The 22,118-nt window shown below is 42.4% G+C and carries 22 protein-coding genes; 20 read left to right on the top strand and 2 right to left on the bottom strand.

Going from position 1 to position 22,118, the window contains the following annotated elements; genetic code table 11:
- Positions 1 to 219: 219 nt before the first annotated feature.
- A complete protein-coding gene (locus AC4E8B_RS22465; protein ID WP_490219848.1) occupies positions 220 to 756 on the top strand; it encodes an excalibur calcium-binding domain-containing protein in 537 nt (178 codons plus the stop codon).
- 388 nt (positions 757 to 1,144) lie between these two features.
- Positions 1,145 to 2,449, top strand: a complete 1,305-nt coding sequence (locus tag AC4E8B_RS22460) for a vWA domain-containing protein (protein ID WP_490215689.1) — start codon at positions 1,145 to 1,147, stop codon at positions 2,447 to 2,449.
- Between the two features lie 169 nt (positions 2,450 to 2,618).
- Here the strand turns inward: AC4E8B_RS22460 and AC4E8B_RS22455 are convergent, their stop codons facing one another.
- On the bottom strand, positions 2,619 to 3,212 hold the full coding sequence (locus AC4E8B_RS22455; RefSeq protein WP_490215687.1) for a class D sortase: 594 nt from the start codon (positions 3,210 to 3,212) through the stop codon (positions 2,619 to 2,621).
- Between the two features lie 387 nt (positions 3,213 to 3,599).
- Between AC4E8B_RS22455 and sipW the strand changes: the two genes are divergently transcribed.
- From sipW to AC4E8B_RS22415, 8 genes are all read left to right on the top strand, one after another.
- Positions 3,600 to 4,169 carry a signal peptidase I SipW gene (gene sipW, locus AC4E8B_RS22450; RefSeq protein ID WP_490219846.1) on the top strand — a complete coding sequence of 190 codons (570 nt, stop codon included), beginning with the start codon at positions 3,600 to 3,602 and terminating at the stop codon, positions 4,167 to 4,169.
- Between the two features lie 85 nt (positions 4,170 to 4,254).
- A complete protein-coding gene (locus AC4E8B_RS22445) occupies positions 4,255 to 5,055 on the top strand; it encodes a TasA family protein (protein ID WP_490215686.1) in 801 nt (266 codons plus the stop codon).
- 65 nt (positions 5,056 to 5,120) lie between these two features.
- Positions 5,121 to 5,747 (top strand): TasA family protein, encoded by a 627-nt coding sequence (locus AC4E8B_RS22440; protein ID WP_490215685.1) that lies wholly within the window; start codon positions 5,121 to 5,123, stop codon positions 5,745 to 5,747.
- Between the two features lie 464 nt (positions 5,748 to 6,211).
- Positions 6,212 to 6,532: a hypothetical protein gene (locus AC4E8B_RS22435; protein ID WP_490215684.1), complete on the top strand. Its 321-nt coding sequence runs from the start codon at positions 6,212 to 6,214 to the stop codon at positions 6,530 to 6,532.
- A 257-nt stretch (positions 6,533 to 6,789) separates the two neighbouring features.
- Positions 6,790 to 7,410: a hypothetical protein gene (locus tag AC4E8B_RS22430; RefSeq protein WP_490215683.1), complete on the top strand. Its 621-nt coding sequence runs from the start codon at positions 6,790 to 6,792 to the stop codon at positions 7,408 to 7,410.
- Between the two features lie 406 nt (positions 7,411 to 7,816).
- On the top strand, positions 7,817 to 8,353 hold the full coding sequence (locus tag AC4E8B_RS22425) for an NADPH-dependent FMN reductase (protein WP_490215682.1): 537 nt from the start codon (positions 7,817 to 7,819) through the stop codon (positions 8,351 to 8,353).
- A 280-nt stretch (positions 8,354 to 8,633) separates the two neighbouring features.
- Entirely contained in the window at positions 8,634 to 8,954 is a 321-nt protein-coding gene (locus AC4E8B_RS22420; RefSeq protein WP_490215680.1) for a PadR family transcriptional regulator, read from the top strand.
- A complete protein-coding gene (locus tag AC4E8B_RS22415) occupies positions 8,947 to 10,137 on the top strand; it encodes a DUF2812 domain-containing protein (protein WP_490215679.1) in 1,191 nt (396 codons plus the stop codon). Before AC4E8B_RS22420 ends, AC4E8B_RS22415 begins: the two co-directional genes overlap by 8 nt.
- Positions 10,138 to 10,294: 157 nt before the next feature.
- Here AC4E8B_RS22415 and AC4E8B_RS22410 read toward each other — a convergent pair whose 3' ends face one another.
- Positions 10,295 to 11,191 (bottom strand): GAF domain-containing protein, encoded by an 897-nt coding sequence (locus AC4E8B_RS22410; RefSeq protein ID WP_490215678.1) that lies wholly within the window; start codon positions 11,189 to 11,191, stop codon positions 10,295 to 10,297.
- Between the two features lie 499 nt (positions 11,192 to 11,690).
- Here AC4E8B_RS22410 and AC4E8B_RS22405 point away from each other — a divergent pair, with 499 nt between their 5' ends.
- The 10 genes from AC4E8B_RS22405 (at position 11,691) to AC4E8B_RS22360 (ending at position 21,908) form a co-directional block, all read left to right on the top strand.
- Positions 11,691 to 12,857 (top strand): anhydro-N-acetylmuramic acid kinase, encoded by a 1,167-nt coding sequence (locus tag AC4E8B_RS22405; protein WP_490215677.1) that lies wholly within the window; start codon positions 11,691 to 11,693, stop codon positions 12,855 to 12,857.
- A gap of 54 nt (positions 12,858 to 12,911) precedes the next feature.
- The gene (gene murQ / locus AC4E8B_RS22400; RefSeq protein WP_490215676.1) at positions 12,912 to 13,820 is read left to right on the top strand and encodes an N-acetylmuramic acid 6-phosphate etherase; all 909 of its coding nucleotides are present in this window, start codon (positions 12,912 to 12,914) and stop codon (positions 13,818 to 13,820) included.
- Positions 13,813 to 14,907, top strand: a complete 1,095-nt coding sequence (locus AC4E8B_RS22395) for a serine hydrolase domain-containing protein (protein WP_490215675.1) — start codon at positions 13,813 to 13,815, stop codon at positions 14,905 to 14,907. The genes murQ and AC4E8B_RS22395 overlap by 8 nt, the downstream gene beginning before the upstream one ends.
- 18 nt (positions 14,908 to 14,925) lie before the next feature.
- Positions 14,926 to 16,473, top strand: coding sequence for an ABC transporter substrate-binding protein (locus AC4E8B_RS22390; protein WP_490215674.1), 1,548 nt, complete (start codon positions 14,926 to 14,928; stop codon positions 16,471 to 16,473).
- A gap of 50 nt (positions 16,474 to 16,523) precedes the next feature.
- Entirely contained in the window at positions 16,524 to 17,468 is a 945-nt protein-coding gene (locus AC4E8B_RS22385; RefSeq protein ID WP_490215672.1) for an ABC transporter permease, read from the top strand.
- A 27-nt stretch (positions 17,469 to 17,495) separates the two neighbouring features.
- Entirely contained in the window at positions 17,496 to 18,326 is an 831-nt protein-coding gene (locus AC4E8B_RS22380; RefSeq protein ID WP_490215670.1) for an ABC transporter permease, read from the top strand.
- Between the two features lie 66 nt (positions 18,327 to 18,392).
- A complete protein-coding gene (locus AC4E8B_RS22375) occupies positions 18,393 to 19,388 on the top strand; it encodes an ABC transporter ATP-binding protein (RefSeq protein WP_490215669.1) in 996 nt (331 codons plus the stop codon).
- Entirely contained in the window at positions 19,381 to 20,358 is a 978-nt protein-coding gene (locus AC4E8B_RS22370; protein ID WP_490215668.1) for an ABC transporter ATP-binding protein, read from the top strand. Before AC4E8B_RS22375 ends, AC4E8B_RS22370 begins: the two co-directional genes overlap by 8 nt.
- Positions 20,359 to 20,379: 21 nt before the next feature.
- Positions 20,380 to 21,267, top strand: a complete 888-nt coding sequence (locus AC4E8B_RS22365; protein ID WP_490219845.1) for a MurR/RpiR family transcriptional regulator — start codon at positions 20,380 to 20,382, stop codon at positions 21,265 to 21,267.
- Positions 21,268 to 21,575: 308 nt separating this feature from the next.
- Positions 21,576 to 21,908, top strand: a complete 333-nt coding sequence (locus AC4E8B_RS22360) for a DUF3870 domain-containing protein (RefSeq protein WP_332273024.1) — start codon at positions 21,576 to 21,578, stop codon at positions 21,906 to 21,908.
- Positions 21,909 to 22,118 lie beyond the last annotated feature (210 nt).

The following is a 22,118-nucleotide window of genomic DNA, read 5'->3' as shown; positions in this document are numbered from 1 at the left end:
AATATCGGAAGTCATTGACTTGAAAATTTATCTCCTCATAATGAGAGGTTCAAAAATCTTTAGTTTCAATAGCGTTTGTAATAGTTATGAGGGAGCAGGTGTAGGGGGACTAGGATTTAAAAGACCTAAAAATTATTGCAATAATTCTCCAATATTTGTATATTATAAATTATAGTACAAAAATACTAACCTGCTCAGGGGGAATTAAGATTGAATAGAATGGCGAAGTTTGTAATGGGATTTGTTCTTGGCTTAACATTTTTAAGTTTTTCATTAGTGGATACATATGCTACAGCTAAAGTAATGTGGGGGAAAACAGAGCTAAAGCTTGGTCAAATTGGAAAGGTAACGATTCTTTCTAATACTGAATTGGTTAGCCTGGATGCAAAAGGTTCTGCTAAAGGTGTTCGGAAACTAAAAGCTGGAGAAGAATTCAGGGTTTACAGCTATAAAGGAAACCAGGGCGGTTTTTATGGAGTAGGCGGAGGAAGCTTTGTGCCTAAAAGTAATAAGGTCAAATACGAAACACCCTCCAAGGCTAAGTTAGCACTGCTGAAGCAGCAGTCAGAAGGCAAAAGCTCACCATCAAAGCCAGTTGATCAAGGAGATGGGCTTTACGTAATTCCAGGAGCACCATCATCTTTTCCTAATTGTACTGCAATGAAAGAATATTATCCGGACGGTGTAGCTAAAGGGCATCCTGCTTATGAGTCAACACATGATCGGGATAAGGATAATTGGGCATGTGAGAAGTAGATTAAAAATAGCGCTGCAGGATTACATTTTAGTGATTCAGCAGCGCTATTTTTTTGCCGTTTTGCGGTGCGCACCAAAAATAATCTTAAAGACTCATATTTAAATCCGGAAGATAAAAAATGGACGGAATATGAAGCAACAATTCTACTTTTTTGTCCCAGTTATGGACTTTTGTCATAGAAGGAAAATCTTGATTTAAAGAGATATCGGGAATAAATTCACAGACAAATTCCGACAATTTTGCCCGCTTGTTTGACTGAAATAAGAACACATGATAGTTAATATATAGTACAAAAAAGGAAATATTTGAAATAATGGGTATGTATATGACTGTTCCTTTAGCTTTGCTAAGGATACTCTTAAAACTGAAAGAAAAGGAGTTTTATCATTGCGCAAATTCTACTATGTATTATTACTGGCATTAATGTTGATTTTCACTGGCTGCTCCAAGGAAGAACCTACTGCAGCAAAAGATTCAGCATCTGCTGAAAAAGAGGAAAAAGCTGAGAAGGAGAAGGTCCAGTATCCGGAGGCGGCCACTTCAGCTGAAGAAATTGTCAAGCAGCAGATGGGGGAAAAGATAGAAAAGGCGATGGATGAAGGATCGGAAGAGGCCAATATGAGTGAGGAAGAGGTGATGGCAGATTTCGAAGCTGAAGGTATGAGTGCAGAAGAAGTGTACAACGGCCTGGTGCACTGGTTTGCCGTTGATTATTCTGAAGTAAATGATGCACTGGCCAATTATGAGCCTGCTTTCGGGGAGTATGGAACAGAAGAGGAAGACCAGAAAACGAAGAATATCAGCATCCAGATTGACTCAAGCGGGAGCATGAATGGACAGGTAAGCGGCGGGGTGAAAATGAACCTGGCTAAAGAAGCGGTCGAGAATTTTGCTGCCGGTTTTCCGGAGGATACCATCATGACTCTGCGCACCTACGGCCACAAAGGGACAGGGGATGACAAGGATAAAGCCATGTCCTGTGCAAGCACCGAGGTTATGTATGAGACCAATACTTACGATCAAGCTGCGTTCAAGGCGGCATTAGAAAAATTTAAACCGAGCGGCTGGACGCCTTTGGCGGCTTCCATCAAGGCGGGATACGAGGATCTAAAGGCAAAGGCGGGAGAGGATACAGAAAATATCCTCTATATAGTAAGTGATGGAATAGAAACCTGTGATGGCGACCCGGTAAAGGAAGCGAAAGCTTTGGTAGATTCCGACCTGAATGTGAAGGTGCATATCATCGGCTTTGATGTAGATGATGCAGGTCAGGCTCAGCTGAAGAAAACAGCTGAAGCAGGCAACGGAAAATATTATACAGTCAACTCCAAGCTCGAGCTGACCAATACACTCAATGAACTGATGGGTGAGGCAATCTCCTCCATCCTGAAAAATAACGAAAAGGCCATGAACGGCATTGATATTAACTTCAAAAGTGTCGAACTCCGTAAAGACGTCCAAAAGCTTAGAAGTAATTTTATGAATATGGCTGGGGTGGAGAATGAGGTACTGAAGGGGGCAGCTCAGGAGCTTGAGAGTCAGGAGAAAGTTACGTCTGAGGATGTAGAGGCGATAACGGAAATGGCGGATGAGCGTCTAAGTGTTCTTGCTGAATACATTGGGAAGCTTGAGGAAGCTGCGCAGGAGAAGATCAGTGTGAAGAAGGATGAATTGTTTGAGGAGATGGAATGAGGTAAAGAGCAATTTTTGCAGTAGAAAATCTTTGCGTAACCATATGTAATACCATTCAAAAATCTTGAGCAAATAAATTAGTTTTAAAGGTATACAGAGGAGCCGAAAGGTTATCTGTATACCTTTTTTATTTTCTCTGTCCTTCATTAGAATCGGTGGTCATGAGGAGTTAGTCAATCCGTTTCGCATTAATAATATAGCGCTCTTCTGAACTCGACAAATACTCAAAAGGATAGCAGGTAGATAAAGTCAGAATCTCATCAGGGGAAGTGGATTGGACAACCGACATATCATCTTCTTTAACGATGAACATTTCGTAGATTTCATATGTAAATGTACCGTTGCTCATTTCTATCTTTAACTGATCCCCTTCTTTTAGACTGCCCATCTTCTTAAATACGGTATCCCGGTGTCCGGCCAGGAAAACCCTGTCCTGCTGGTTGGGCAGCTTGGTTGTGGAGTAGTGACCAACACCTTTTTCCAATTCCTCCTCACCGGTTCCTTCTATAATAGGAAGTTCTTTCTGAAGACGGGGGATATGGAGGACTCCTACAGTTGCTCCTGCATGAAAGGAGTAATCGGGCAGTTTAGTCTCTTTTTGAATAAAAGAAGGTTCTTTGGAAAGAATTTGTGACTTGGCTTCTTGAAGTGCTTGATCTTGGTGTTGTTTTTGAATAAAAAGCTGGTAGCCTGAGTAGCCAATAAAACAGATCCCGAATATTATCAATAGAATGCTTATGGATTTTATCAATTTATAGAACAAGATCAGTCCCCCAGTAAGATCTATTTAAATAAATCGTATCATATCAGGCTTCAATGTTCTTTATAAAATTGATTTAGTTCATTATAAATAACGAAAAGTTGAGCAAGTCTGAGGTATTTCCAGAAAATATAAGATTTTTAGTCTTTTTAGAACAAAAATGGCTGTATTTGAGGTTTTTCAAACTAGGATATATGGCTTATACTTTGACTATAAGTTCTTTAAAAAGAACAAAATCGAACGTAATAACTATTACAATGAAAACTTAAAGTCAAAGGCATCCTGCAAATCTTCTAGGCAATCTCTACATCAAGAGATGGAACAAAAAGAGATTGATTTAACAGAAGATTGATATAGGCATTTCAGATTTCAAAAGGAAGGTGAAGGTTGATGACAGTTAAAAGAATTAGAAAAACACTTAGTAATATAGTCACTTGGACTTTGGGGCTAGTATTTATCTTTATGGTATTTGTTGTAATCTCTTCAAAGGCCTCAGGAGGAGAGCCACAGTTTCTTGGCTACCAGCTGAAAGTAGTATTGTCTGGATCGATGGAGCCCGCCTTTAAAACCGGGTCACTCATTTCCGTCGAGCCGGTAGAAGATAAAGCAAGCCTAAAAAAAGGCGATGTCATTACTTTCATGCAGCAGGATAACAGCCTTGTGACGCACAGGATTACTGAAGTAATAAAAAATGGCGAAAACACCATGTATCAGACAAAAGGTGATAATAATGACGACGTCGATTCAAATCCTGTTCTGGCAGCAAACGTTATTGGAAAGTATACGGGTTTCACTATTCCTTACTTGGGATATTTCATAGATTTTGCAAAATCGAATAAAGGTACTGCAATCCTATTGATTGTACCAGGGATATTAATGATCATCTATTCTGGAATAACAGTCTTCTCAGCACTAAGAGAGCTTGACAAAGGACAACAAAACCAGCAAAAAACGGCTTAACTTGATTGTACTCCTTATTACATAATAAGGATTCAATATAAAAATACATACCCAAATATGGGGGAAACCAGGAGGAGAAATTAGCATGTCAATTAAAAAGAAATTAGGTATGGGCGTAGCCTCAGCAGCACTTGGACTGACTCTGGTAGGCGGCGGAACTTGGGCAGCATTCAATGACACGGCGACGATTAACAACCATTTTGCAGCAGGTAATCTAGATCTTCAGGTTGGTAAGAGTGGGACTAAACCTATCAGCTTCGATCTTTCAAATCTGAAGCCTGGTGACAACATTCAACGTATCTTTACTTTAGACAATGTTGGTTCCATTGCAATTAAAGAAGTTTTAATGACTGGATCTGCTGCTAACTTCTCTGGTGGTACAGATTCAAACCAAACTGACTTCTTATCTCAATTTGAAGTTGATTTCATGCAAGTTGATTCCGAAACCAGCCAATGGCAGCCAAGACAAGATGTAGTTACTGGAGATTTTACTCTAGCGGACCTTGTTAACGGTGACTATTCTGACATTGCTACAGCACATAAGGCTGATGGGAAAATAAATCTGGCTTCTATTGCTGCGGGTACTGACGGAAGAATTGGTATCCCGGTTGATCCAGATGACAAGGATGATGTTTTTATCCAAATTACATTTAAAGATGATCAAACAAAGAAATCAAACGGAGAATATGTACAAAATAAATACATGAACGATAGTGTAAATGTATTCTTTAACCTTGAAGCAACACAGTGGGATGGGGTGCATGTAGATACTAACCACGGTAATGGTGCAGTAAACAATGGCGTACAAAATTCTGCTGATGGAAGCAACATGCCTAACCTGAGGACAACTGGTAATGCAACACATAGTGGAGAGGTAAATGACTGATAATTAATCAGCTCAATAGTAGAAAAGGCGGCCAATACCGCCTTTTCTATATAAAAAAAAGAGGGATGAAGATGAAAATTTCCTTTAGCATAGTATTATTTATATTTATTCTTATTTTAATTCCTTTTAAAACATCAGCAGAAACAAATAACCAATTAGATATCTCTACAAATCCTCACAAAATTCTCTTCGATCTAACAAACCTCAAGCCAGGTGACTCAATTTCACGTGATTTGGCCATTACCAATAATGGAGAACAAGCTTTTCAATATGTAATCAGCAATAAATTTACTGGAGGATCAGAGAAGATTTATAATCAATTGCGACTTAAAGTCTCGAATGGCAACACCACGATCTTTCAAGGATACCTAAAAGACTTCTCAAAAATAGATGCACGTTCCCTAAATAGTGGACAGCAGGAAGATATCTTATTTCATATAGAAGTACCCTATGAGCTGGGAAACGAGTATCAAGGCTTAACTTGTGATTTTCAATTGAAGCTATTTGTAGAAGGAACACTAGGCGGTGTGCTTCCAGTTGATGGCCCAAAGCTTCCAACTACAGCAACTAATATATTTCAAACACTTTTAGTTGGTGGAATTTTGTTAGCGATTGGAATAGTCATGTTTAGATATCAAAGTAAGAAAAGATATTTAAGAAACATGGGCCAGGATAAATTATTGAAGACTTAGGGATAGATACTTTTTTTAGAGATACTAGAAGACTTATAAATGGGTGCGGCTTTACAAAATTATAGTCTATCATTTGTTTCTATTAACTTGGAATGTACCGCTGAGTAATTAAGTAGGATTTGGCGGTCAACAGATGTGTGATCTGTTTTTTTGTTGTGCCAAAATATTTCAGACTACACAATCGGTGAAGGGTTAAAGTGCTAGTCAGTTTTAACCATTTTTTATTTGATTTGTTGTTAAATAACGGCTAACATTTTTAACATAATAATTTTAAGGTCTTTTTGTATGGCAGCATTCAGAAAATTGGGGTCAGACCCCACATTCACAATAGTCCGTAATGACAGCTATTTTTATTGATAAATATTAATGGATAGAAAAATAAAGAGGAGACTGGAAATTTCAGCTGAATATTAAATGGTTTTCATCCCTCAACTGGTATAATTAGTAAAAAAGGGGGATTTAGCTTGAGAGAATTAATCACATTAGCCAGAGGGTCTTTATTTAGTTATGAAGGGTCAATTGAAAAGGGAGTAACCCTTCATTTTGGATCAAGCAATCAATTTCACTTGCATGTGAGTAAAGAAAACTGTTTACAATTGGTTGATCATTTCCGGGGCAAAAGGGTGATTATAGGTACTTCACGGGATAATCCTCCACAAGGCAGCATGGGCGAATGGTTAAAAAACAATATAACAAAGACAGCCATTTCGTCATACATGGCCCCAATACTAATCGTGGAGGGATATGCAAAGGGAATTGGTATACAGGAGTTACAGTTTTTCTAACTTGGAGAACGAATTAACAACGTGATTTTTTCCCGCAAAAGAGCCACCTTACTTATAGGCTTATATCAAAAAAAGAAGAATCATGTTTTTGATTAGGGCAAGACAAGTAACTCAGAAAAAATTAAAAAGGCATATGTAAACCGAATGCCTTTTATTTGAGAAAAAGGCGGAAGGAGTTTGTCGTATTTTGTCGATAAAAAGGGATTGTGTAAGAGTACTCCTCTAATCCATAATTAGTGGCTGGAGGAGATTACATCATGAAAAGACTATCAATTATTTTAGCTGCTGTGCTTTTAGCTGCTGTGCTTTTAGCTGCCTGTAATGCAGAAGAATCAAAGACAGAGGATGATTCCGCTGCAATATCAGAACAATCGGCAGAAGAAACACAGGATCAGCAAACAGAAGAAGAGACAGCAGTGGCTGATCCAAAAGAGGAAACTCCAGAAGATTCAGCTGAAACTATCGGAGAACAGCCATCTGAAGAATCAGAAGAGGATGTTGAGGAAGAAGCTGCTATTGAGCAAGAAGAGGTACAAGAACAGGAAGTATTAACAATAGAATCGGCAGAAGAGGTAAAGGAAATAATTGAGTTCTATGCTTTGGGTAACGAGGATACCCTAGTCAATTTTTCCTTCAGCAACGGCCAAATTAAAGCGACTATAGACTTGATTTATGATGGAGAACTTTCATTAGGAGATTTAGCAGTTAATAGATACAGCCAGCTATCTGACGAGTTATTGTACTACAATGGCTGGGAATTACTGACTGTGACGTATACTAATGTGGGAACCATAAGTATGAATCGAAATGAAAGCGAAAAAAATGACTATGGTGAATATTTTCCTACTATGAAAATTGAAGAAAGACTAAACTATTAAATAGCATCCTTTTGGGTGCTTTTTTTGTTTACTTATCCTCATGTATTTAGCATAGAAAAATACATATAGTAGCAATTGCAAATGCAGAGTTTTGCAACTTGACATGGAGCCTCTATAGGCATACAGTTTGGCCAATTTCTAATTAATCTTGCTGCTGCAAAATACTCTTTTGTGATTCCAAACAGAGTGAAAGTTTGGGATTGCTAATTGTCGTTTTCCTCATTAAAAGCAAAATTTATAACAAATCCATTGCCATAACATCACTTTTAATTAGGGGGATAAGCAGCATAGCGGAAGGTATTATTAAAAAGTTAGGGTTTTGCAATTTACAAATGCACTTTACAAGTTTTCACGGGATATACTAGAATATTATGGTAATAAATAAACTATTTGGAAGGTGTTTATCTTGATTCTTATCATTAATGGCAGTGCCCGCATCCAGTCTAATAGCTTTGGAATCTCAAAAACTGTAGAGAAATACATAACAACTCTGAATCAACGTGTTAGTTTATTTGATTTAAGACAAGAAGATTTGCCTATTTTTAAAATGGAGGAAGCACAATATAGAATGGAATCAACACAAAAGTTGGTTTCTCTTGCAGAACAAGCCAGTGCTTTTATCATCATTACGCCTGAATATCACAACGGTGTCAGCGGGGGCTTGAAAAATGCTTTAGACTTTTTAGGGATTGATCATTTTAAGAAGAAACCAACTGCCATTATATCAGCACAGGGTGGTGCAGTTGGCGGGTTCAATGCGTTGAATCAGCTGCGATTAATTCTTAGAAGCCTGCATGCCCATACCCTTACAGAACAAGTAATTGTAAACGCAAGAAGTTTTAATGAAAAACAAGAGTTAATCGATGAGGAAGTAGTCAAGCAGCTTCAATTTTTAACTGATGAGTTAGTTCTTGGGATGAATTTGAGGATGCAATTAGCTTAAAGAGGTGCCTTGGTGGTGACAGGCACCACCTTGAAAGTCTTGTTTCACACTATTGTTTCACATACCAGCGGAGGAAACGGATACTACCTCCAAACCAGAATATGACTTGAAAAGCACTGCCGTGTGACATTCCGGCAGGCTTTTTTTATATTTACCAGTTATAATCTCTGAACCTATTTACAAGAAACTTCCAATCCCATATTATTATGTTATACGATATATCGAATCGCGTAATATCGAGCAACATAACAACTCTAACAATGAAAGAAGGAAACCACCAATGGCATACACCGGAGGCCCAATGACCGAAGCCATGTACTATGTACTCCTTGCACTCATGCGTCCCAATCACGGCTACCAGCTGATGCATGCCATCAATGAGGTATCGAACGGCCGGGTGAATATGGGGCCGGGCACGCTTTATGGAGTGCTTTCTCGAATGCAAAAAGACGGACTCATTTCCCTCGCCGAAAATGATGGCAGAAGGAAGACTTACAAAATCACCACTGATGGGGAACAGGCCCTGCGTGTAGAGTACGGCCGATTAAAAGCCCTGATTGAAGACAGCAGGATTTTAAAGGAGGGTGAGGGGAATGGGTAAGACTGTGCGCAAACTCCGGCCCAATGACTATTGGCGGATCGGGGAGCATGAAAGCTGGTTTACTGACATGGCAGCAGAAGGGCTCTACCTTAAAAAGATGGGGCTCCGATTTGCTAAGTTTGCCAAAGGTGAACCGAAGAAAATGAGATACAGAATTGATGTATCGTTCAGTAAGAAAATCTCCAGTGAACAAGTCGAGATGTACGCTGAAAGCGGATGGGATTATGTCACAAGCTACAGTTATTTCCATGTCTTTTCCTCACCTGCTGAGCTTCATGCACCCGAGCTCCATACAGATCCAGCCGAGCAGTCCTACACATTAAAGGCACTGGATGAAAAATATGCTCAGACTGCCTGGACCGTCACGATCATAATCCTGCTGACGTTTGGGATGCTGGCTTCTATATGGTTCCTTGACGGAACACCAACTTTGATGATGGTTCAAGGCAATGTGCTTACACAAACAATTTTAACTATCATCCTCGGATACTTGGCCTACAATTCCCTCCAGGCGGCAATTTCTATTCGGGCGCTGCGGAAAAAACTAGCCGAAGGAAAACCGATCGACCACCATGCTCCGTGGAAGAAGCGCTTCCACCGGAATACGGCGATTGCCTTGCTTTTTATAGTAACAGCCGGTTCCACTGCTGCTATATCATTCGCGCAGCTTTCTATGATGGACACAAAAACATTGCCTGAAGGAAACATAGACCTGCCGATTGTGAGATTAGCAGATATAGAACAGAATCCTGACTTGATCCGGGCAGAGCCCTCATATGCAGATGACGATGTGGATTGGGGCAACCGCATTTCCTATGACTGGAGTCCATTGGCACCCGTTCAATATGAAACAGATGAAAATGGAGAAGTTATTGGAGAGAAGTGGGGTGATGGCAGCGGCAGATATTCACCTTCCATTCAAACACAGGTCTATCAGCTCAGCATAGCTGGTCTCGCCGAGAATCTTCTTTCTGATCTAGTGAAAAGATACAGGTATGAAGATAGCATGGAAGAATTTGTGCAAAAAAAGCATCCTGCTTTGGATGACTTGATTGTTTATGAGGAAGAGGGTATTAAAAAGGTATTTGCTTCAAAGGGGAAAACTGTGATGTATGTTTGGTACAACGGGAAGGCGGATATGGAAGCGTTAATTGAGGGTGTTGTGGGGGAAATATCGTTTTAGGTGACAGGCACCACCCGAAAAATCTTGTTTCACACCTATGTTTCACGTGATTGAAGATACAACGTAACAGGCTGCCTTGCCAGTGACGTGAGGGACAGGTTTACTGTCCCTCTCTGGCCTGCAAAGCATTTAATCAATCGTTTGATTAATAAAAATTTCACCTAAAAAGAGAGCGGGACGATGACCCTGTCCCTCCGTTTTTGCCTTCATCTCTGCTCAGTGTAAAACCAATCGTCTTCAAAGCACTTTCCAGGCTGGCCTCGGTTTTAACAGATTTCAAATCTGTATTTGTGCTGATTGCGTTTAACGCCAGGTCCGGCCGGATACCGGTAAGTATGGGGGTTACGCCAATCAGGCTCAGCATATTGGCAACTTTTAAAAGGGATGAGCTTACCATATCGTTGATTTGGAGTATTCCTGACAGATCAATGATCAGATATTCTAGTGAAAGATTCTCGCTTTTTGTAAGCGCCAATTCGATAATGGTCTCCAGCCGGAATTCATTGATATTGCCGATGATGGGAAGAATGGCTACTCCCGTAGTGATCGGGACGAGCGGTGCTGACAATGTTTGAATCTGCCTGTTCGCGTCATCGAGCTCCAGTACATAAGACAGGAGCGAGCTCATGGTCTCAAATAACTCCACATGCTCCTCATTCAGTTCAAATGTCTCTGTATCCAGTCCGCAGATGGTTCCGTAATTTCTTCCATCTTCATAAAAAATAGGAAGGCCTACAAAGCTGCCGCTTCCTAAATTCCGCGTCACATTAAGTGCGTTTGATAAATCGCTTTTTGTAATATCAGGAATGAAGAGGACCTTCTTGCCGTGATCCACACTCAGTTTGCAAAAGGTCTCTTCAAAAGGAAGAGAATCTCCTTCCCTCAGCAAAGTATCCTCATGATTAACAACCTTAACAATTTCATTTGTCCTCTGATCATTTTTAGCGATGAAAAGAGTGTTTATATTTAAGATCCTGCCCATCATTCTTAGAATGCTGTCCGCCGCTTCATCGAAATTCATAAACTTGCTATAAGAAAAAGCATTTGAATTCATATGTATGTGTACCCCTCAATTCTAAAATAAGCCTCAACTCAGTTTTTACCACTGATTGGGATTGTTAAACATAGGCGGTGACAGGCACCACCCGAATAATCTTGTTTCACCATTGTTTCACAGAGGGAGGAGCCGAATTTAATTATTTTCAAAGAGAAAAAAGATGACTCAATGGCCGCATAGCTGGCTATGAGTCATCTTTTTATTAAAGAGACTATTAAGCAGCCATTGCGCAGTCAATTCGATATTGAGAACCTGTAATAAATGTGGTCATCTGAAGCGGGGAATACCTTACTTCATGTTTGCAGTAATAAGGGGCGGATTTACTAGCTTTATGCTTAGTGAGTAATCAAATGTAAAATATTTACCATAATCCCTTCGTCCCACTTTCTGAAAAAATAATTCAAAAAATTCCTAAAAGTATTGATATTTTATTTTGTTTTCCATAGAATAATAGTTAAGCGCTTACAATAATCTGAATTTTGGAAGGAGTGAGAGTTTGGATTTTCCTAAAATGAAAGTGGTCGGTTTAATGTCGGGTACCTCTTTGGATGGGATGGACATCGCGATTGTTGATGTGCAAAAAGTGAATGACAAGCTGGAATTTGATCTGGGTTATTTTACAACGATTTCTTACGAGAAAGAATTGAAAGCCCGCCTGGAAAAGGTGGTTGTGCCGAATACCTTATCTCCTGAAATTTCGTCTATGAATATGCTGCTTGGAGAAGTTTTTGCAGATGGTGTGTTAGCTGCCATCAAGGAATCCGGGGTGGATATTTCGGAGATTGACTTAGTCAGTTCTCATGGACAGACCGTCTTCCATGATCCGGTTTACAAGGAGAACGATCCTTATTACCGGCCTAATACACTTCAAATCGGCGACATATCCGTCATTGCAGAAAGGACGGGAATCCCGGCTGCCGGCGATTTCAGAACGCGTGATGTGGCAGTTGGAGGACAAGGTGCTCCGTTAGTTCCTTTCCTGGATTACATCCTGTTTAGGTCGGAAGAGTCGGGACGGGTGCTCGTCAATATTGGAGGGATATCCAATATCACGGTGCTTCCTAAGAATGCTTCCGGTGAAAAAGTGACTGCGTATGATACCGGGCCAGGGAACATGATTATAGACGCATTCACTGCTTGGCATACCAATGGATCCCAAAGCTATGACAAGGACGGAAATCTTGCGGCGAACGGAAAGGTTGACCAGGAGTGGCTAAGGGAGCTGCTGGAGCATCCTTATTATAAAGAAGCTCCGCCAAAAAGCACGGGCAGAGAGCAATTCGGCATTGAGTATGCGAAAGATCTGTGGGCTCAGGCTGAGAGCAGGAACATCACGGAACTAGACAGGATTGCGACTGCAACAGCGCTGACGGCTGTTTCACTTGGAAAAGCGTTGGAGAAACACATCAAGGATGATGGTGTGGAAGAAATCTATATCAGCGGCGGCGGGCTGAATAATATCAGCATGATAAAAGGGCTGAAAGATTATTTGCCGGAAACCGTGAAAATCGCTTCTACGAAGGAGCTTGGCATCAATAGCGATGCGAAAGAAGCGATTGCTTTTGCTGTATTCGGCTATCTTTGCTACCATAAGCAGCCTAATAATTTACCGGCAGCTACCGGGGCGTCAAAAGAAGTAATCATGGGCAAGATTGCCTGGTAAAGCTGCTTCGATCGATTTTTACAACCATATCAATACAATTAGGATGGTAGGTAAATGGAAGATTTAACAAAGCTTACAACAGAAATGCATAACGAAAAGTCTACAGCTCTGGACATGATGCCGACGGATGAGATATTGAAGCTTATGAACGAAGAAGACTCTTTAATTCCAAAGGCTGTCCAGCAAGTGCTTCCTGAAATTGAACAAACGGTGGAAGCGGTTGTGGCTTCGTTCCGGAAAGGCGGGAGGCTGTTTTATACAGGGGCAGGTACAAGCGGGCGGATAGGATTAATGGACTCGGTTGAATGCCCGCCAACTTTCAGTACAGCACCCGAAATGGTTCAAGGTGTCCTGGCAGGGGGCGACCGGGCTCTCATGAAAGCGGTGGAGGGTGCCGAAGATAATGAACAGCTTGGCCAGGATGACCTTCAGGCACGGGACTTAACTGCCAATGATGTTGTAATAGGGATTGCAGCAAGCGGCAGGACCCCTTATGTGACAGGAGCCCTTCAGTATGCACGTTCAATTGGCGCTATAGCTGTAAGCCTGACCAGCAATAAAAATGCTGAAATAAGCAAGCATGCTGACATTAGGATTGAAGTGGAGACAGGGCCTGAAGTCCTGGCAGGATCGACCCGCCTGAAAGCAGCGACTGCCCATAAAATGATATTGAATATGATCAGCACAGCCTCCATGGTGAAAATGGGAAAAGCTTATAAAAATTTAATGGTTGATGTTAAGGCTTCTAACTTTAAACTGAGGGAGCGGGCGAAGAAAATCGTGTGCGAAGCAACAGGCGCTGATTTTCAAACGGCATCAGAAGTTCTTAAGAAGACGGAATATTCAGTGAAGCCAGCCATTGTGATGCTTCTATCGGACGTTATGTATGAGGATGCACTGCAGCTGTTGGCTAAAGCGGATGGATTTGTCCGGGGTGCCGTGGAGCAGGTAAATCATGGTTAGCTTGAAAGAGGAAAGCCGCAGGGATTCTCTTGAAAAGAGTGTCAGCCAAATATTCCGGAAATACATGGATGAAGATTATATGGCCGGCGGTGTTTGCCTTGTTAAGCAGAATGATAAGGAAATATTGTTCCAGGCCTATGGCAAGCGAAACTCAATGACGGGTGATGAAGTCACCATAGATACGGTGTTTGACCTGGCAAGCGTAACAAAAATAATCACCTCAACATTGATTTTAAAGCTGGCAGGCCAAGGCCTATTGTCCTTGGATACTGCATTAGAAGACTGTCTTCCGGCAGCATCCGGCAATAAGATACTGGCGCCGCTCACAATCAGGCAACTATTAACACATTCTTCAGGCCTGGCTGCCTGGCATCCCTTTTATACAGAACTGCCAAACAATAACCTCTATGAGATTTTAAACTCCATTGAATTGAAGCATCAGGAAGAAGACCAGGTTGTTTATAGTGATCTGAATTATATTTTACTAGGTGAAGTTCTTAAAGAAATGCATGATAACAGCCTGCAGAAAATCGTTGAAAAAGAGCTGGCCACCCCGCTGAAATTAAGCGGGCTGACGTATGGTCCGATTCACACAGCTGATGTTGCCGCCACGGAGTTTGGCAATCGGATAGAAATGGATATGTGCAGAAGCAGAAAAAGGGAATTTTCGGGCTGGAGAGATACGGGCAAGCCCATTATAGGCGAAGTCAATGATGGGAATACCTATTATTTTCTTAACGGCGAGTCAGGGCATGCAGGATTATTTGGAACTGCTGCAGACTTGAGCGGTACAGCTGATTTGTACTTGAACAGGGGCTATGCGGCAGATACAGAGTTTATCCAATCTGGTCTGGTCCGTCAATCACTGGAGAATATCGTTGAAAATAGAGGCTTGGGATGGCACAGCTCGGATCCTTTTCCGGAAGGCGCCGGACATACTGGCTTCACCGGGACTGCGCTTTGGATTGTACCGGAGAAAAACCTGCAGGCCGTGCTTCTTACAAACCGGCTGCATGTGGATGAACCAAAGAATATCAATCCGTTCAGAAGAGAGATTTTTGAAGAAATACGGCAATATTTTTTATAAATAAAGGGGGAAAAGTAAGTGACTAAAAAGGGTTTTCAATTGCTGTTTGTACTTGCTGTTTTAGCTTCGATGTTAATAGCCTGTTCAGGAAAAAGTGAAACTTCAGGAGAAGCGGGTGAAGGCGGCAAAAAGGCAGAGCAAATTTTAAAGATTGCAAATGACCAGGAGCCGGCCGGACTGGATCCGCATAAAACACCGGCACATTCTTCTGTCCGCATTTATTCCCAGATATACAGCGGATTAGTAAAATTCGATGACAAAATGGAGGTTGTCGGCGACCTTGCCGTTGATTGGGAACAGCCGGATGATCAGACATATGTGTTCAATCTGCGTGAAGGCGTTAAATTCCACAATGGCAATGAAATGACAGCTGAAGATGTAAAATACAGCTTCGAACGCATCCTTGCTGAAGAAACTGCTTCTCATATTGCCTCTTATTTTGCCAATGTAGACAGCGTTGAAGTGCTGGGAGACTACCAGGTTCAATTTAACTTAAAATCTCCTGATGCGACGTTCTTGTCTAATCTAACAAACTCAAGTGCAGTGGTAGTATCCAAAGAAGTTGTAGAAGAAAACGGTGATCTGCAGCAGGTTGCTGTGGGTACAGGACCTTTTAAATTTGAAGAGTGGGTGCCTGACAGCAAAGTCGTTTTGGTGAAGAACGAAGATTATTATGAAGAAAGCCTGCCAAAGCTTGATGAAGTGATCTACTACACAATGAAAGATGAAGCTTCCAGGATGTCTGCGATCCGTACTGGAGAAGTTGACCTGACTACAGTAAACGCAAAGTCTGCGTCACTGCTAGCGAAGGACGATAAGATTGAAGTTAAAGATTATCAATCTCTTGAATACAGTTACGTAGGTTTTAATGTAAATGTTAAGCCGCTGAACGATCCAAAGGTCCGCCAGGCGTTAAGTCTTGCAACGAACCGCAAAGCAATTGCGGATGTTGTGTGGAATGGCGATGCAGTGGTATCAGGTCCGGTAGCACCGTCAATGGGGGATTGGGCCATTGATGTAGCAGAGAACGAATTATATGCCAATGATGCTGAAAAAGCGAAGAGCTTATTAGCTGAAGCTGGATATCCAGATGGATTTGATATTACGATCACAACAGCATCGACTTATCCTGATATGGTCGACACTGCCCAAATCCTTCAGCAGCAATGGAAAGAGATTGGTGTGAATGCAGAGATCAAGCAAATCGAGTGGGGCGAGTATATCGATACATGGCTGAATACATCAGCTGATGTACTGATCGGACGCAACGGTTCCGGTACTGACCCGGACCGCGCTATGCAATACTTTTTCCACACAGAAGGTTCTGCTAACGTTTGGGGCTTCTCTGATGCAGATTATGACAAGCTTGTAGAATCAGGAAAAACAACGCTTGACGCTGCTAAGCGCAAAGAAATTTATACTGAAGCGCAAGAAAAATTAATAGATCTGTCTCCAAACTTATTCTTAGTATCTCCAATGAAATATGTAGCGGTGAGAAAATCGGTAGAAGGATTTACTCCTTATCCGCATAACGGCGAGTATATACTAGAGGTTTCAAAAAAATAACACAGTAGGGGCTGCCTTGGCAGCCTTCTGCTCATTAAGGGTGAACACCGATGTATGCCTATATTCTGAGACGATTATTGATGTTGATTCCCGTATTGTTCGGAGTATCTGTCGTTATCTTTTTTACATTAAGAATTATACCTGGCGATGTGGCAGCGACAATCCTTGGGACCGATGCCACTCCATCAGCGCTTGCGCAGCTACGGAAGGATTTTGGACTGGACCGCCCCATCCACGAGCAATATTTTACCTGGATGGGAGGCGTGCTGACGGGTGATTTTGGCGAGTCTATGCGGACAGGAAAAGAGATTCTTCCTGACATTGCGAGCCGCTTTGCCATTACATTTGAATTAACAATGCTGTCAGCCTTTATCTCATGGATCATCGCTATCCCGCTTGGAATCATCGCAGGGATTAAGCGCAACTCCAAGACAGATTTTGGGGTGAGGATCATTTCTTTGCTGGGTGTATCCATCCCCAATTTTGCGCTTGCCACCGTATTGATTCTCGTACTGGCCCTGTTCTTTTCCTATAGCCCGCCAGTCGGCTATGTCGGCTTTTTCGAAGATCCGGTTACTAATCTGCAAATCTTGTTTCTGCCGGCGCTTGTCCTTGGAACATCCATGGCTGGGGCGGTAACAAGGATGACAAGGTCGTCAATACTGGAAATATTGAGGCTTGATTTTATCCGTACCATCCGTGCGAAGGGTGCAAAAGAGCGTGTCGTTATTTTCCAGCATGCATTAAGAAATGCGATGATCCCGATTCTGACGATTATTGGATTGCAGATTGGCGTCCTGCTGGGCGGAACCGTCATCATTGAACAAATCTTTTCGCTTCCTGGCCTGGGGCAGCTTGTTTTAACAGGAATTAACCAGCGGGATTTCACCGTCGTGCAGGGCTCAGTTTTATTCATTGCATTTGTTTTTGTCATGATCAATCTGATTGTGGATATTTTGTATTCATATCTGGACCCGAGAATTTCGTATAAATAGTCTGCAGAAAAGGGAAGTGTGATCTTTATGAAAGAGTTTTTTCAGCGGTTGGCCAGTGACAAAGTAGGGTTGATTGGCTTTATCGGTATTTTGCTAGTCATTCTGGTTGCTGTGTTTGCACCCGTTATAGCTCCTTACAGCCCTGATAAGATGTTCACCGAACACACTCTGGAAGGCCCGAGCGGCCAGTTTTTGTTTGGGACAGATGAATTGGGAAGGGATATATTTTCAAGGACCGTATATGGCGCCCAGGTTTCTCTGCAGGTAGGATTGATAGCTGTGGGAATAGGTGCTACGGCGGGATTATTCTTCGGATTGATAAGCGGATATTTTCAGGGGAAAGTGGATCAGGTGATCATGCGGGTCATGGACGTCTTTTTTGCCTTCCCTGACATTTTGCTGGCATTGACCATTGTTGCTGTTTTAGGGCCAAGCCTGACAAACACGATGATTGCCATAGGAATTGTCTTCACCCCCGTTTTTACCAGGCTTGTAAGATCGGCGGTGCTGTCCGTGAAAGAAAACGAGTATTTAACGAGTGCTGTAGCGATTGGGGTGCAGCCTTTGCAGATCATCACCAGGCACATCACCCCTAATATCATGGCCCCTTTTATCGTTCAGATTTCATTAGCCTTATCAGGCGCTATCCTGACTGAAGCAGCATTAAGCTTCCTTGGTCTTGGCGTCCAGCCGCCTGACCCATCATGGGGAGTCATGCTGAATGCGAGCAGGACGTATATGGAATTTGCGCCTTGGACGATTCTTTTTCCAGTAACAGCCATTGTTTTTACGATTCTGTGTTTTAATCTGCTGGGCGACAGCCTCCGGGATATATTAGATCCGAAACTGAAGCAATAGAGCAGCATCTTAGCATAGCAGTCATGGTGAAGTGATGGGCTGTTATTCTGAAGGGGAGAGGTCATTTTGAATTCTGTATTGGATATCAAGGATTTATCAATAGAAGTAAATACAAAGAAGACGAAATACAATGTTGTCGACGGCATTAATTTATCGATCGGAAAGAAAATGAAGTACGGGATCGTCGGTGAGTCAGGGAGCGGGAAAAGCCTTACATCCCTGGCGATTATGAACCTGCTTCCTGATGTCCTGAAAGTATCTAAAGGCAGCATAACGCTGCACACGGACGAAACAAAAGAGCTTTCAAACTTGTCAAAAAAGGCTATGCAAAAAATCAGGGGGAATGACATCTCGATGATTTTCCAGGAGCCTATGACCGCATTGGATCCTTTATATACAATCGAACATCAGCTATTGGAAGTCTTGAAGTTTCATAGAAATTACAGCAAAAAAGAAATGCGTGAATTGGGCCTTGATATGCTTAATAAAGTCGGCATTTCAAGAGGTAAAGAAATTTTCAAGAGCTACCCGCACCAGCTTTCCGGCGGGATGAGGCAGCGGATCATGATCGCGATGGCGCTGATCTGCGAGCCGAAGCTGCTGATTGCGGATGAACCGACAACGGCCCTGGACGTGACGATTCAGGCACAGATACTGGATCTGATGAATGAGTTATCGGAAAAAAATGACACGTCCATCCTGATGATCACGCACGATCTTGGCGTCATCCTGGAAACATGCGAAAGAGTTGCCGTTATGTATGCCGGGCAGGTGATGGAGGAAACGACGGTTGTAAAACTATTTAAGAATCCTTCCCACCCGTACACACAGGGGCTGCTGAAATCGATCCGCTCCCTGGGAGACCGGAAAAATACGTTGTATTCAATACCCGGAAATGTTCCGGCACCGGCTCAGTACGAGCATATGGGATGCAGATTCGCCAGCCGCTGCCCTCATGTGATGGAAATCTGCAAGACAAAAGAGCCTTCTATGAATTCGGTTGATAAGGACCATAAAAGCAAATGCTGGCTGCATGAAGAGGAGGGCGTGCTATATGGCTGATACAGCGTATGCGATTGAAGTCAAGAACCTGAAGAAGTACTTTCCCATTAAAGGCGGCGTTTTTAAAAGAACGGTAGGGAACGTGAAAGCCGTCGATGATATCAGCTTTCATGTAAACAGAAACGAGACGCTTTCATTGGTAGGGGAAAGCGGCTGCGGCAAATCAACGACTGGAAGAACCATCCTGAAGTTGTATGAGCCTACATCAGGAGAAGTGTTTCTTGATGGGCAGAGGATTTCTGATATACCCAAAGGCGAGTTTCGTAAAATGCGGAAAGATATACAAATGATTTTCCAGGATCCGTTCAGCTCCTTAAATCCAAGAATGACTGTAAAGGCCCTGCTGCTGGAGCCGTTGTTGACCCATAAGCTGGCTTCAAAGAAAGAAGCGAATGAACTGGTTGCTGAAATGATTGAAAAAGTTGGCCTCTCCAGGGAACAGCTCAACCGTTATCCCCATGAATTCAGCGGAGGGCAAAGGCAGAGGATCAGCATCGCCAGGGCATTGATCGTAAAACCGAAAGTAGTCATCCTGGATGAAGCGGTCTCAGCTTTGGATGTTTCCATCCAATCGCAAATCCTTAATCTGCTGATCCAGCTGCAGGAAGAGTTCCAGTTAACCTATGTATTCATCTCCCATGATCTTAATGTAGTCCAGCATCTCAGTGACCGGGTGGGAGTCATGTATCTGGGGCAGATGATGGAGCTGAGTGAAACTAAGGATCTGTATAATCGTCCTCTTCACCCGTATACCCAAGCTTTATTATCAGCTATCCCATCCCTTGACCCTGATATAAAGAAGAAAAGGATCATTCTGCAGGGAGATGTGCCGGACCCGTCCAATCCGCCTTCCGGCTGCCCTTTCCGCCTTAGGTGCCCAAAGGCGCATGCCCGGTGTGCTGAAGAAAAGCCCGGTTTCCTTGAAGTGGAAAAAAGTCATTGGGTAGCTTGTCATCTTTATGATGAATAAAGAATGAGAGTTGGTTCTTATATGTCGAGTACAAATGCAGGCATTTTTATGCTGAAAGAAATGAAGGATAAGCTTCCCCCTTCAGAACGGAAAATTGCAGAGTTTATTCTAGAACAGCCCCAGGATGCAATCGGCATGACTGCGGCTGGCCTTGGCAAAGCGACGAACACAAGCAGCGCGGCCGTGATCCGGATGTGCAAATCCCTTAATGTCAGCGGCATCCAGGAGCTGAAAATCCGGATTGCCGGTGACCTGCAAAGGAAGGCAAAAGACGTACTAAGAGATATAGAGCCGAATGAATCCTGCCCTTCCACAATAGAAAAAATGACTTCCCACAGCCTCCAAACCATCCGGGAAACGGCAGATCTCCTGCATAGCGAGGAACTTGAAAAAGCTGTAGAAGCATTACTGCATGCGAAAGGAATCCATTTCTTCGGGGTCGGTGCTTCAAGCATTTCTGCGATGGATGCCGAACAGAAATTCCTCAGGATCAACAGGCCGGCAAGAGCATACAACGACTTGCATATGTGCACCACCGTGGTGGCAAATGCTGATGAAAGGGAAGTCGTGCTGGGCATTTCCTTTTCAGGAGAAACCTATGAAGTCGCAAAAGTCCTGCAGCTGGCAAAAGAAAAGGGAGCAACCACCATCAGCCTCACCAAATACGGAAGCTCCCTGGTTTCCAGTTATGCAGACATCTGCCTGTATACCTCCAACTCCATGGAAGCCACATTCAGAAGCGGCGCCACATCCTCACGCCTCGCACAGCTTCATGTGATTGATATTTTATTTATGTGTGTGGCGTCCAGGACTTATGAGGAGACCGTTACGTATTTGGATTCTACGAGAGACGCGATCGGGTCTTTGTTTGAGGAGCCGTTTCGGCGGGGGAAGAGGGTTAGGGTGTAGAGCTTGGTGACAGGTACCGCCCGAGAATTCTTGTTTCACAAGAAGAGAAGGTTTTGTTGACTTGGTAATTACATAAAGGTGAGAGTTGAAGTAATAGAACTTTCACTCATAATAAAAGTTAGGAAGAACGGGGCAATGCCTTCCCTTTTTCTCCATTGATCAGCTGAAAAATATTAAGTGAATTTTAATTGCTTTGTGATAATATGATGATGTGTATTTCGTTAATTAGCTGGATACTCCAATGATTTTAAGCTTTACTGAAAGCACCACTTTTATCTTGATGAATGGTAGAGAAAGGGATGAGGCTAGTGTCAATAGAAGTTAAGGAGAAGCACGTACTGGTTGCGGGATTTGCTCAATTGCCAAAGGGTACGCCAGTATTCGAGGTTCAGAAAACGATTGGCTGTATTCTTATGGTTGATACCGAGACAAATGTAATTGAGGATGCTACTTTTACTTTCATACAAGATCTGACAAATGAGTTTGCCAGTGCTTTGCTCCTCGGTAAATCTTTGGATCATACTGAAGAGATCATTAAAGACATCGAGCAAAAGTTCATTGTTCCCCCACAAAAAGCCGTTATCCAAGCATTACTTTCAGCGAAGAAGAGCTACCTGGAAAGAAAAATTACTGATAGGTAAAGAAAACGCTTGCAATATACTGAAAATTAACAATATAGTAATATCAACAACTTAAAGCTAGTGCGGAACTGGATTATCTATGGAGCAAGGACAAGGGCCGGACCTCTATAAGTAGATAAAGAGCCAGTGGCGATAAGAATTAAATGGAGTGTTTCTCCGTTTAGTTTCTATTGCTGCTGGCTTTTTGCTTTGTTAATAAACATATATGGA

The organism is Bacillus sp. SRL543, assembly GCF_984799205.1.
The sequence above is the reverse complement of the archived record's forward strand: the minus strand, read 5'-3'. Positions and strand labels throughout refer to the sequence as shown.